This window comes from Xenorhabdus cabanillasii, from assembly GCF_003386665.1.
Lineage (GTDB): Bacteria > Pseudomonadota > Gammaproteobacteria > Enterobacterales > Enterobacteriaceae > Xenorhabdus > Xenorhabdus cabanillasii.
In genome coordinates, this window is record NZ_QTUB01000001.1 from 1,548,676 (window position 1) to 1,561,370 (window position 12,695).

The following is a 12,695-nucleotide window of genomic DNA, read 5'->3' on the forward strand; positions in this document are numbered from 1 at the left end:
GACGGATCCTTATCTCGTCTGCCAGATACGCTGTTGATAATCTTGAATAGTTCGGTCAGAGCTGAATTTTCCCATACGGGCAGTATTGAGGATTGTGCTTTGTGTCCAACATTGAGTATTACGGTATAGGTTATCGATCTGCTGCTGGGCAGTGCAGTAATCAGCAAAATCTGCCAGTACCAAATAAGGATCTCCACCATCAGTCAGGCTATGCAGCATTAAAGCAAATGCTTGTGTATTTCCATGACTGAATTCACCGTTGGCAAGAGAATCGAGTATGCCTTGTAGGTGTCTGTTTTGTTGGAGAATACTTTGTGGATGGTAGCCATTTTTTAGTAATGCTTTTGCTTCTTCCACTGTATGCCCGAAGATAAAAATATTATCGTTGCCAACTTGTTCGGCTATTTCGACATTCGCACCATCCAGTGTGCCGATAGTTAGCGCTCCATTTAAGGCGAGTTTCATATTACCTGTGCCGGAGGCCTCTTTTCCTGCTGTAGAGATCTGTTCTGATACATCGGCGGCAGGGATCATTAATTCAGCTTTAGAAACATTGTAATCGGGAATAAAGACAATCTTTATGCGATCACGTACGATCGGATCACGGTTGATCTTTTCGGCTGCGTGGTTGATGGCTGAGATAATATTTTTTGCCAGATAGTAACCGGGGGCGGCTTTAGCACCGAACAGGAAAACGCGCGGATGAATATCCAGCGCCGGGTTTTCCTGAATTTGCCGATAAAGTGAGAGGATATGTAACAGATTCAAATGCTGACGTTTGTATTCGTGCAGTCGTTTGATTTGTACATCAAAAATGGCATGAGGATCGAGTTTAAGCCCCATCACTTTATTAACGTAGTTGGACAGGCGGATTTTATTGTCCTGTTTTACGCCCCGATAAGCTTCACGGAAAGCCGCATCATTGGCATAGGGTTCGAGTTTTTTTAATGCAGTAATATCATTGATCCATTCATGGCCTAACGTCTGATCAATCAATGAGGAGAGTGCCGGATTGCACTGTTTTAGCCAACGGCGTGGTGTAACACCGTTGGTTACGTTATGGAATTTTTCCGGCCACAAATGATGATATTCAGGGAATAGGTCTGTCACAATCAAAGATGAATGCAGGGCTGCAACTCCATTGACTGCAAAACAGGCTACAACACAGAGATTAGCCATTCTCACCTGATGGTCATGGATAACAGCCAGTTTTTCCCATACTTGTTGATTGCCTGGCCAGTTTTGTTCCACTGTTTTACGGAAGCGACGGTTTATTTCCTGGATAATACAGTGGTGGCGTGGCAGTAATTCGCTGATCAGGTGTTCATCCCAGCGTTCTAAACCTTCTGGTAATAGGGTGTGGTTGGTATAAGCGAAGGTCTGCCCGGTAATGGCCCATGCTGTATCCCAATCCAATTGGTGCTTATCAATCAGAAGGCGCATCATCTCAGGAATGGCAATGGTTGGGTGAGTATCATTGAGCTGGATAACTTCGTATTGCGGTAACTCTTGTATTTTGCGGCCAGCTTGTTGATGACGGCGTAGAATATCAGCTACAGCACAGGCGCACTGGAAATATTGCTGCATCAGGCGAAGACGTTTTCCGGCCTGATGATTATCATTCGGATAGAGGACTTTGGTCAGGCTGGTGGCTTCAATGCCTTGTTGCTCAGCATGCAGGTATTGCCCATCATTAAACAGTGATAAATCAAAGGGGTTATCGTGAGTTGCCAGCCATAGACGCAGGGGTTGTATAACACCATTATCATAACCAATCACAGGTAGATCCCATGCTTCTCCTGTCAGCGTAAAATCAGGTAGCCAGGTTTCACGACCGTTTGCTGTTGTGACAATTTCACCGCCGAAACCGACATTAACTTTCAACTGTATATTGTGGTAAAACCACGGATAGGTATTGCGTTCCCAATCATCAGGAGCTTCAGTTTGTAGCCCCTGTTCGAAAGATTGCCGGAACAGACCATATTGGTAATTGAGTCCGTAGCCGATTGCCGGTTGCTTAAGGGTTGCCATCGAATCAAGAAAACAGGCTGCCAGACGCCCTAATCCACCATTACCCAAGGCAGGGTCAACTTCTTCTTCCAGCACATCACTTAATACCACACCATATTCGGCTAAATAAGTCTGAACATCATCATACCAGCCAAGGTTAAGCAAATTGTTAGCAGTCAGACGGCCGATCAGAAATTCCATCGAAATGTAGTTTACGTGCCGTTGAATGCCTTTTGAGCTATAGGCGGGATTTGGATTATCAATTTGATGATTACTGTTTTGGCGATAAGTAGGCAGTAATTCCAAAAGAGTGGCACTGATAGCTTGCCACCACTGATGTGCTGTCATTTCCTGTGCTGAATCGAGGCCAAAGCGCTGCCACTGACGGGTAAGTGCAGCCTGGAATACGGCTTTATCGAGTTTGGGCTGTTTCATGGAGTCTTCATCCTGCGGAAAATGTAGAGATTATTTAGCCTGATATGCTGAAGGCTCAGTAGGCAAGACACATCATCCTGTAAGGATATTCGCGGGGATGAGTATCGGGGCGTAGCTATTTTTTCGGATGCTTTCGCAATTCTATCGGGAATCAGAAACGTTTCAGATAAAGAATGTGACAAGGTGCAACTTAACACAATGAAATCAATCAACCTAATTGCAAAAGTCGGGCGTTTCTCTAAATTTGGTTGTTCATTAGCAAATATTACTGATTTTGATTGCTTAATAACATCGAAACAAGGTTTCAGGAATCAGTTTTACTCATTATTTGTGAGGGGAGGAAATAATGCTTATCCCGTCGAAACTCAGTCGCCCCCTTCGCCTCAATAATATGGTTATGCGTGAGCGCCTGTTAAAACAGCTTAATGAAGCACAGAATTATCGATTGGTGCTGATAACCAGTCCGGCAGGGTATGGTAAAACCACGTTAATGTCACAATGGGCTGCCGGACAGGAAAATTTGGGGTGGTATTCTCTGGATGATAGCGATAATCAGCCGGAGCGTTTTGCCAGCTATCTGATTGCTGCTGTCCAACAGGCGACTCAGGGGCATTGTGTTAAAAGTGAAGTACTAGCGCAAAAACATCAATATGCCAATTTATCTGCGCTGTTTGCACAATTGTTTATTGAACTGAATAAATGGAAACATCCATTGTTTCTGGTGATCGATGATTATCATCTGATAGTGAATAAGCTTATCCATGAAGCCATGCGTTTTTTTCTACGCCATCAGCCGGAAAACCTGACGTTGATTATCCTTTCCCGCCACTTGCCGTCATTGGGCGTTGCCAACTTACGTGTGCGCGAGCAATTGTTGGAATTCGACAGTCAACAGTTAGCTTTTAACTATCAGGAAGCTCAGCAATTTTTTGATAAACGGCTGGCCAGACCATTAGAGGCTGATCATTGCAGACAGCTATGTCATGACGTGGGAGGATGGGCGACGGCATTGCAGCTAATTGCTCTCTCCGCGCGTCAGGCAGGTAATACAACAGAAATGTCGGCAAAACGTCTCTCAGGAATTAATTCTTGCCATTTGTCAGATTATCTTGTGGACGAAGTTTTAAACCGCGTTGATCAGGAAACACGAGAGTTTTTGTTGCGTAGTTCTATTCTGCGTTCGATGAATGATGGATTGATTGTCTGTCTGACAAGGATGGAAAATGGTCAGCAACGCCTTGAAGATATTGAACGTCAGGGGCTGTTTATCCAGCGCATGGATGATTCTGGAGAATGGTTTTGTTTTCATCCTTTGTTTGCTTCGTTCCTTCGCCAACGTTGCCAGTGGGAAATGGCGGCGGATTTACCGAAATTGCATCGTGCGGCGGCAGAAGGCTGGTTGATGCAGGGGTATCCGGGAGAAGCGATTCATCATGCTTTGGCGACAGCAGATACGAAGTTGTTATGTGATATTTTGCTGCAACATGCATGGGAGTTGTTTAACCACAGCCAGTTATCACTGCTGGAAGAGTGCATGAATGCTTTGCCACATGAGCAGCTATTGGAAAATCCGCGTTTGGTGCTGTTACAGGCGTGGCTGGCGCAGAGTCAGTATCGGCATTATGAGGTCAATGCGTTATTGAATCAGGCAGAGCAATCTTTGGAGCAAAAAGAGATAAAGGTTGAGGCTGAATTACTGGGAGAGTTTGACGCATTGCGTGCTCAGGTTGCGATTAATGACGGCAGACCGGATGATGCCGATTTACTGGCTGAAAAAGCGTTGGCAAGTCTGCTGCCTGATAATGAATATGGCCGTATTGTCGCGATGTCAGTGAAAGGAGAGGTACTACACTGTAAAGGGGAGTTGTCCCGTGCATTAACGTTGATGAAGCAGACAGAGCAGCTTGCCCGCCGCTGCCATGTTTACCACTATGCTTTATGGGCATTATTGCAGCAAAGTGAAATTTTACTGGCCCAGGGATATTTGCAGGCCGCCTATGAAACTCAAAATCACGCTTTTGACTTGATCCGTGAACAGCATTTGGAACAGTTACCCATGCACGAGTTTCTGCTGCGTATTCGTTCACAGCTTTTGTGGTGTTGGGCGCGTATTGATGAATCGGAGGAATCGGCACGTCGTGGTTTAGATGTGTTGTCTAACTTTCAGCCTCAGCAGCAATTACAGTGCCTGACTCAACTGGCGAAATGCTCTTTGATTCGTGGAGATATTGATAATGCCCGCCGTCATTTATCCCGGTGTGAGAATCTGCTCAATAATGGGCATTATCATCGTGACTGGCGAACGAACACTGATAAATTGCGGGTCATTATCTGGCAACATCTGGAGGATAATGTTTCAGCGGCACAATGGCTGGTTCAGGCAGAAAAACCTGAAAGTTTCAGTAACCATTTCAACCAGAATCAGTGGCGTAATATTGCCCGTGCTCAGATCTTGCTTGGTCAGTATGAAGAAGCAGAAACCATTTTGGAAACGCTGAATGAATGTGCTTTAAAGCTGGAACTGGTAAGCGATCTGAATCGCAATTTGTTGTTATGTAATTTACTTTACTGGCAGCTTGAGCGTAAGGCTGAAGCACAACAAGTGCTGATGGAAGCCTTGCATTTGGCTAATCGCACGGGGTTTATCAGTCATTTTGTGCTTGAAGGTGAGTTAATGGCTCAGCAATTGCGCCAGCTCATTCAACTCAATATCTTGCCTGAATTTGAACAACATCGGGCGCAGCGTATCCTGCGGGAAATCAATCGCCAGAATCGGCATAAATTTGCTCACTTTGATGAAACTTTTGTTGAGCAGCTTCTTACTCATCCTGATGTCCCTGAACTTATTCGTAATAGTCCATTAACTCAACGTGAATGGCAGGTATTGGGGTTAATTTATTCTGGTTACAGTAACGAGCAGATTGCTGTTGAACTGGAAGTGGCAGCGACGACAATTAAAACTCATATCCGCAATCTGTATCAGAAAATGGGTATTACCCATCGTCAGGAAGCTATTCAGCAAGCGCAGTATTTAATGCAAATGATGGGATTAGGAGTCTGATAATTTTTTCCAGATGTGACTTTACAGATAAGAACATAAATATGAAGAAATAAAATTATAACTTAAAAATATAAAATAATTTTTAAAACTATTTAATATTTTTTATGGGCTTTTTGTGATCGACATTACATTTGAAAGAGGTCTAATCTTATTCTCCATAGTTGATATGTTTTTTGTTAAATAGAACTAATGATGGAGAGTGATTATGGAAAATAACTATCACCTTAAAGAGAGTCACCTTAAAGAGAATCATCTTGAAGAAATGCTTTCTCGTTATGTCGGTCATGGCCCGTATTTGGTCATTGATGGTGAAAAATATATTGATGCAGCATCGGGAACGTTTAATTTGCCGCTTGGTTACACCAATCACAGGATTGCCGAAAAATTAAAGCAGCAGATTGATAGATGCACGCATTTGAGTTCTGCTTATACACGAGAAATGTCGCAGTATATTTTGAGTAAGTTGGTTAAACATACCCCCAAAGGTATAGACAGTATATGGTTACGGGATGTTTCTGGCTCTGGTGCGGTGGAGTGTGCCATTCGTATTGCTCAAAAAGCGACAGGACGTTCTGGTATTGTTTCTTTCTTTCTTGCTCATCATGGTCAGTCCCTTGCTACCGCGCAGGTTTCTGGCAATGCGTTCCGGCTTAAAAATTTTCATATCAATATCGAAGGTTCCATAAAAATTCCAGCTCCGGGTAGTGTCATGGCTGAACCCCTAGATGAAGCAACACAGTATATCGATCTGGAGCAGTTCATTCAGTTGGGCTCAAGCGACAATATCGCATGTCTGATTATTGAACCGATTCAGGGGAATGGCGGGAATATTGTTTTCCCCGTGGAGTTCTATCGCAAGATCCGGGAAATTTGCCACCAGCATGGCATTATTATTATCGCAGATGAAGTTCAGACAGGATTTGGGCGTACTGGTACTTTCTTCGCTTCTACAGGTTATGCCAAAGAACTGGAGCCAGATATTATCGTTTTTGCCAAAGGTGCAGGCGGCATTGGTATCCCAACCGGCGGTGTGCTTATGCGTAGTTCATTGGATATATTGGAATCATTCGAGCATTCAAGCACTTCTGGTGCTAATCCGTTGTCTTTGGTCGCGCTTAACGAAGTCATTGATATTATTGAAGATGAACATATCTTAGAAAATGTGCGTCAGAACGAAACCTTCCTGCGTAACGGGTTGCTGGATTTACAACATAAGTATCCTGAAATCACCGGAGTCAGGGGCATTGGTTATATGTTTGGTTTTGATACGCCAAGTCCAGAGTTTGCAGCAAGGGTGATTGCGGTTGCCAACCACCATAAACTTATTCTGCGTGGTTCCCGGTATGGTAAGGGGCGGGCACTCAAGGTACGTCCTCCTTTGATTTGTACACAAGTGCACCTGAACGAAATCCTCCATAAATTGGATCTGACTTTTGCTGAGCTGACGGTTTCTGCTCAGGGACACAGGGAGGTTGCATAATGAAAGCGCTTAAATTTAATCAAGTATGGGATATTCAAGTCCAGGACGTTGAGCCGTTGCACTGTATTGAACCGGATGATGTGGTGGTGAATATCGCTGTATGTGGGATATGCGGAACTGATGTAGGTATTATCACTGGTTCTTACCCTGTTGCAGTACCGGGAACAACATTGGGCCATGAAACGACAGGTGTTGTGGCACAAGTGGGTAGTGGAGTGACGCATTTTCAAGTTGGTGATCGTGTAGTCATTAACCCGACATACTCTTGCGGGTGTTGCAGAATGTGTCAGACAGGCAACCCAAATCATTGTGAGAAGAAAATGGGTACAGAAGCGGGTGTTTCCTATGATGGCGCATTTGCTGAGCAGTATTTGGCAAAAGAGGGTTCACTGATTAAATTGGAGCCTCATGTCAGTATGGAAGCAGCTTCATTGACAGAGCCATTAAGCTGTACGTTGACTGGTGTGGATAAATTGGGGATTACTCATACCAATATTCGTGCAGTAGTAGCAGGCGCAGGGCCGATGGGGATGCTGTACCTTTGGGCATTGCATGAGCGAGGCGTTAAGGCGTTCATGATTGAGAAAAACCCGAATCGTATACAGTTTGCCCGCCAGAATTTACCTGCGGAATGCCGATTATATACTGATTTTGATGAAGCGCTGACACAGGAATACGGTGATAAATCCGCATTGATAGACCTGTGTGTAGATACTACCGGGCAACTGACAGAGTATATTTTCGGTCATTTGGCACCAGGAGGTAAGTTGTTGAATGTCGCTTTAAAAGACAAACATGCCAACCTTGATATCTTAAAAATTGCAGATAAAAGCCTTTCTGTGATTGGTTCTATTGATTCCCTGAACAACAGTTTTGAACGGGCTTACACCATGATCCGTGATGGCGTGATCCCAGCTGATCGCCTGATTAGTCATGTTTTTGATTTTGAAGATTATCAGCAGGCATTTCTTACTGTTGGTTGTGATATTGCAGGCAAGGCTCAAATACCGCTTAGCACGCCAAACTGTAAAGTGTTAATTCGTGTGGCTGATTTGAAGTAATTGATAAGTATTGGAATAGTGATGATGGATAAATTCAATGTCATTTTTGATATCGATGGGGTCATTGTTGATAGTGAACAGCTACATTTTGATGTGCTGTGTGAACTGGCACCTGAACAGACACGCGATATTCAGCCGCAACAACTGATCGGCCTGAGTCTGGCAGAAACATTGAATGCGATTGGTGTTCCATCACAAGTACAGCAAAGCATTACCAACAGAATTATCTCGGTTTATCAAGATAAATTATCTCCACATTACCTGCGACCGGGCATTGCTGGCTTGATAACAGCCTTACAGCAAAATGGAATTGCTTTTGGTTTTGTTTCGACCGCTCCACGCAAAGTGTGTTTGGCCAATCTTGGGTTGTTGGGGCTGGCGGAAGAACCAGCGTTGATTTCTGGTGATGATGTTGAACAAACCAAGCCTTTTCCCGACCCCTATCTGGCTATGCTTAAATTGAAAAGAATGGAGGTCAGGCAGACTTTGGTCATTGAGGATACTGATTTGGGAATTATGGCAGCAAAGCAAGCGGGTATCCCACAGATATATGCCTGGCCTCATGCCTTGTCAGTAATGGAACAGTACAAACAGGCAACGTGTGTTATTAAGAGGCTGGCAGATATTCCTCAATTTGCAGGGTTAATCTCAATATAATCCAAAAAGATTTTCAGTCAGTATAATTTGGGTTTTATATCCCATGCGAATGCCCTTTTCAAAAAATCGAGAAGGGTATTGTTTGAATAAGGTGATTTTTTTATCAGACTTGTGTATGTAAGACAACGTTGCATAAGCGGAAATTGATGGGGGAAGCGGATGTCTGGGGAATATGGAATTTCTTTGGTTAAACAGCCTATTATGGCGACAAAAATCTCTTTTTTTATTGCAGGTTTCAGTATGGCGAGTTGGGCTCCTCTGATCCCATTAGTCAAAGAGCGACTATTCTTGGATGATGGTGCAATGGGGTTGCTGATGCTGGCATTTGGCATTGGTTCTTTCATTATGATGCCAGTCGCAGGAATGTTGTCCGCACGATTTGGTTGCCGGAAAGTTTTTGCCTTCTTCACGTTACTGGCAATTTTGATGTTGCCGGGATTGAGTATCCTGCCTACTCCCGCAGTTCTGGCTTGTGCACTATTTCTATTTGGTGCAGGGATTGGGGCGATGGATGTTTCGGCCAATATCCACGCAGTTAATATTGAAAAAAGAGTACAGAGTCCTGTGATGTCAGGTTTTCATGCCCTGTTCAGTTTAGGGGGAATATCCGGGGCTGGTTCGGTGAGTTTGTTGTTGTTTATGGGAATATCCCCATTTTTAGTAATGGTCGCCGTGACATTATTGATTATCCTGTTGTTGTTTCCGGTATGGAATGGATTGCTGGATGATGCAGAAGCCGGAGATACTCCGTTTTTTGCTTTGCCGCGTGGTATTGTGATCCTGATAGGTTTTCTCTGCTTTGTTGTTTATCTGATGGAAGGTTCTATGCTGGATTGGAGTGGGATCTTATTAAGCAGTGTTCATAGCATGGATAGCCATCAGGCGGGACTGGGTTATACCCTGTTTGCCATTACCATGACATGTGGTCGATTTTTCGGAGACAGGATGATTGCCGCCTATGGGTATCGGCAGGTTTTTTTGGCAAGCGCTATTTTGGCGACATCAGGGTTTGTCCTGATTTATCTGGCATCCGGTGTAATTGCATTGGCAGTGGCATTCCTGATGATCGGCGCTGGTTTGTCCAATCTGGCTCCGATGTTTTTCACCGCATCGGGACGGCAAAAAGTGATGCCTGACTCTCTGGCTGTTTCTGCTGTTTCTACGATGGGATATTCAGGTATTCTGCTTGGGCCTGCGATTATTGGTGGTTTAGCCCATCAGATAACATTGCACAGCGCGTTTGGTTGTATCGCTTTGTTATCTCTTTCATTATTGGCGGGATATTGGTTAATTGCACCCGACCGAAAATAACAGAGGAAATATTGATGAATTTGTTGCACTGCCATTGGCTTAATGAACCCGTTTCGTGGAAGCATCAAGATGATGAATTGCATGTGGTGACTGATAATCAAACAGATTTTTGGCGTGATACATGGTACGGCTTCCAACGCCATAGTGGACATGTTTTTGGTGGTTATATAGAGGCTGCTTTTATCGAAGAAGGGTTCACTTTTCAGCTCTGCATTGAAGGGCGTTTTGAGCAGTTATACGATCAGGCCGGTATTATGTTGCTGGTGGATGAGCACCACTGGTTGAAAGCGGGTATTGAGCATTCTGATGGGCAGTCAACAATTGGCAGTGTACTGACCGCTCCTTGCTCTGATTGGGCAATGGGGGTTTTTCCGGGTGACCCTGATAGATTCTGGCTGCGTCTGACCTATCAGGAGGGTGCCATCCGGTTGCAATATTCCACTGATGGTAAGCGATGGCCATTGTTGCGGTTATCTCCTTTTAATATCAGTAATCACATTGATCAGCAGGTATTTGTTGGGGCTATGTGTTGCTCACCAGAACGTGAAGGATTACAGGTGAAATTCTCTGAATTCAAACTGACGTCATCATTGAACAAAGCTCTGCATGATTTGAGTTAGAGCCTATTCTATTGGTCTGTGTGTTTTGTGCACAGATTTTATTGAGATGATGGTTTGAATGATGGCAAACCGATCAGATGAAACGTCTTCTTTAAATAAAGAGTTAGATGATTATCCCTCATCCAATGTGGATGAGGGATATCATTTTATTTTTTATCCATGCCTGCCCAAATAACTGTCCCAATCCTTCCAAACTGGTTGTAATCCAGCTTTCACCAAAGCATCTGCAACCTGTTCAACGGAACGATGATCGTTTGGAGAGAACTGCTCCAGCTCGTGATGGTCATTATCGACATAACCACCCGGTTGGGTTTTGGAACCGGCACTGACACTATTTATTGCCAGTGGTACGACGTGATCGCGGAAATACGGGGATTCACGAGTGGAGAGGGAAAGCTCTACATCTGGTGCCAGCAGGCGGAATGCACAGATCAGTTGTACCAGTTCGGCTTCATTCATCAGAGAAGCGGGTTCAATGCCACCAGCACAGGGACGCAGGCGTGGAAAAGAGATGGAATAGCCGCTTTTCCAGAATTTTTTTTGCAGGTAGAACAGATGCTCTGCCACCATGTAACAGTCTGTGCGCCAGTTATGGGATAAACCGATTAACGCGCCCAAACCGATTTTGTCGATACCTGCCCGTCCGAGTCGTTCAGGGGTTTCCAGTCGCCAATGGAAATCCTGTTTTTTCCCTTTGAGATGATGTAATTGATAACTCGGCTCATGATAAGTTTCTTGATAAACCAGTACGCCATCCAATCCCAGAGTTTTTAGTTCTGCATATTCCTCTTGTGTCAATGGTTGTACTTCCATTGTGACAGAGCTGAAATAACGGTGTATTAAGGGAAGATAGCGGCGAAAATAGTCTATGCCGACCTTTTTCTGATGTTCCCCGGTTACCAGCAGGATATGCTCATACCCTAGTTTTTTGATGGCCTGACATTCAGCTTCAATTTCCTGTTCATTGAGCGTTTTACGTTTGATGTGGTTACTCATGGAAAAACCACAGTAAGTGCAGTCGTTGGCGCACAGGTTGGAAAGGTAAAGTGGGATGTAAAATCCCACGGTATTACCAAATCGCTGACGGGTTAATTGTTGTGCCCGCTGAGCCAAAGGTTCAAGGTAAGACCGCGCTGCGGGGGAGAGCAGTGCCATAAAATCATCCAATGTCAGATATTTGCTGTTCAGGGCATGTTCGACATCTTGTCTGGTTTTACTGTTGATACGCAGAGTGATGTCATCCCAATCTAACTGTTGCCAGCGTTGACGGAAGGTAGCTTCATTGCCTGTCATAGCACCCCCAGAAAATCGGTTAGTGGGCTGGAGGCTTCTGCGTGGGATTTCTGGCTTGCCATACCAGCCTGATGAGCAAATTCACCTGCTTCAATGGCTGCTTTAAATGCTTGCGCCATTTTGACCGGATTATGAGCAACGGCGATGGCGGTATTGACCAATACGGCATCGGCTCCCATTTCAATGGCTGCCAGTGCATGGCTTGGTGCGCCAATGCCAGCGTCTACGACGACAGGAACATGGGATTGTTCGATGATGATTTGCAGAAAATCACGGGTGAGCAAGCCCTTGTTTGAACCAATAGGAGCGCCTAATGGCATCACAGCAGCACAGCCCACTTCTTCCAGACGGCGGCACAGAACCGGATCTGCGCCACAGTACGGCAGAACAACAAAACCGTCTTTGACTAACTGCTCTGCACCTTTCAGAGTTTCTACCGGATCGGGCAACAGGTATTTTACGTCAGGGTGAATTTCCAGTTTGATCCAGTTGGTGCCCAGAGCTTCTCGTGCAAGGCGGGCGGCAAACACGGCTTCCTCTGCGGTTTTTGCCCCGGAAGTATTGGGCAGGAGTTTGACTCCTAACTTTTGTAATGGTGCGAGAATGCCATCATTGTTGCCATGCAGATCGATACGTTTCATGGCCATTGTGACTAACTGGCTGCCGGAAGCTCGGATAGCTTCCATCATCAGTCCCGCATTGGCGAATTTACCTGTTCCTGTAAACAGCCGGGAGTGAAAGGGGGTATCAGCGATTTTTAACATGAT

9 protein-coding genes are annotated in these 12,695 nt (G+C 44.8%); 6 read left to right on the top strand and 3 right to left on the bottom strand.

Features of this window, described 5'->3' with window-relative positions:
- Positions 1–9 precede the first annotated feature (9 nt).
- Complete coding sequence (malP, locus tag BDD26_RS07460; RefSeq protein WP_115826065.1) at positions 10–2,445, bottom strand: maltodextrin phosphorylase; 2,436 nt, start codon at positions 2,443–2,445, stop codon at positions 10–12.
- Between the two features lie 346 nt (positions 2,446–2,791).
- Here malP and malT point away from each other — a divergent pair, with 346 nt between their 5' ends.
- The 6 genes from malT to BDD26_RS07490 all read left to right on the top strand — a co-directional run bounded on the left by malT (position 2,792) and on the right by BDD26_RS07490 (position 10,635).
- The gene (malT, locus tag BDD26_RS07465; RefSeq protein WP_038260710.1) at positions 2,792–5,506 is read left to right on the top strand and encodes an HTH-type transcriptional regulator MalT; all 2,715 of its coding nucleotides are present in this window, start codon (positions 2,792–2,794) and stop codon (positions 5,504–5,506) included.
- Positions 5,507–5,711: 205 nt separating this feature from the next.
- Positions 5,712–6,986: an aspartate aminotransferase family protein gene (locus BDD26_RS07470; RefSeq protein ID WP_115826067.1), complete on the top strand. Its 1,275-nt coding sequence runs from the start codon at positions 5,712–5,714 to the stop codon at positions 6,984–6,986.
- The gene (locus tag BDD26_RS07475) at positions 6,986–8,047 is read left to right on the top strand and encodes a zinc-dependent alcohol dehydrogenase (RefSeq protein WP_038260703.1); all 1,062 of its coding nucleotides are present in this window, start codon (positions 6,986–6,988) and stop codon (positions 8,045–8,047) included. Before BDD26_RS07470 ends, BDD26_RS07475 begins: the two co-directional genes overlap by 1 nt.
- A gap of 24 nt (positions 8,048–8,071) precedes the next feature.
- On the top strand, positions 8,072–8,704 hold the full coding sequence (locus BDD26_RS07480) for an HAD family hydrolase (RefSeq protein WP_038260767.1): 633 nt from the start codon (positions 8,072–8,074) through the stop codon (positions 8,702–8,704).
- A 159-nt stretch (positions 8,705–8,863) separates the two neighbouring features.
- Positions 8,864–10,015 carry an MFS transporter gene (locus BDD26_RS07485; RefSeq protein WP_038260700.1) on the top strand — a complete coding sequence of 384 codons (1,152 nt, stop codon included), beginning with the start codon at positions 8,864–8,866 and terminating at the stop codon, positions 10,013–10,015.
- Positions 10,016–10,029: 14 nt separating this feature from the next.
- Positions 10,030–10,635, top strand: a complete 606-nt coding sequence (locus BDD26_RS07490) for a DUF1349 domain-containing protein (RefSeq protein ID WP_038260697.1) — start codon at positions 10,030–10,032, stop codon at positions 10,633–10,635.
- Between the two features lie 153 nt (positions 10,636–10,788).
- Here BDD26_RS07490 and thiH read toward each other — a convergent pair whose 3' ends face one another.
- Positions 10,789–11,928, bottom strand: coding sequence for a 2-iminoacetate synthase ThiH (thiH, locus tag BDD26_RS07495; protein WP_115826069.1), 1,140 nt, complete (start codon positions 11,926–11,928; stop codon positions 10,789–10,791).
- On the bottom strand, positions 11,925–12,692 hold the full coding sequence (locus BDD26_RS07500; RefSeq protein ID WP_038260691.1) for a thiazole synthase: 768 nt from the start codon (positions 12,690–12,692) through the stop codon (positions 11,925–11,927). Before BDD26_RS07500 ends, thiH begins: the two co-directional genes overlap by 4 nt.
- Positions 12,693–12,695 lie beyond the last annotated feature (3 nt).

Coding starts and splice junctions, on each gene's coding strand:
- BDD26_RS07470 (WP_115826067.1), top strand. CDS start 5,712: ATGGAAAATAACTATCACCTTAAAGAGAGTCACCTTAAAGAGAATCAT.
- BDD26_RS07490 (WP_038260697.1), top strand. CDS start 10,030: ATGAATTTGTTGCACTGCCATTGGCTTAATGAACCCGTTTCGTGGAAG.
- BDD26_RS07480 (WP_038260767.1), top strand. CDS start 8,072: ATGGATAAATTCAATGTCATTTTTGATATCGATGGGGTCATTGTTGAT.
- malT (WP_038260710.1), top strand. CDS start 2,792: ATGCTTATCCCGTCGAAACTCAGTCGCCCCCTTCGCCTCAATAATATG.
- BDD26_RS07475 (WP_038260703.1), top strand. CDS start 6,986: ATGAAAGCGCTTAAATTTAATCAAGTATGGGATATTCAAGTCCAGGAC.
- BDD26_RS07485 (WP_038260700.1), top strand. CDS start 8,864: ATGTCTGGGGAATATGGAATTTCTTTGGTTAAACAGCCTATTATGGCG.
- BDD26_RS07500 (WP_038260691.1), bottom strand. CDS start 12,692: ATGTTAAAAATCGCTGATACCCCCTTTCACTCCCGGCTGTTTACAGGA.
- thiH (WP_115826069.1), bottom strand. CDS start 11,928: ATGACAGGCAATGAAGCTACCTTCCGTCAACGCTGGCAACAGTTAGAT.
- malP (WP_115826065.1), bottom strand. CDS start 2,445: ATGAAACAGCCCAAACTCGATAAAGCCGTATTCCAGGCTGCACTTACC.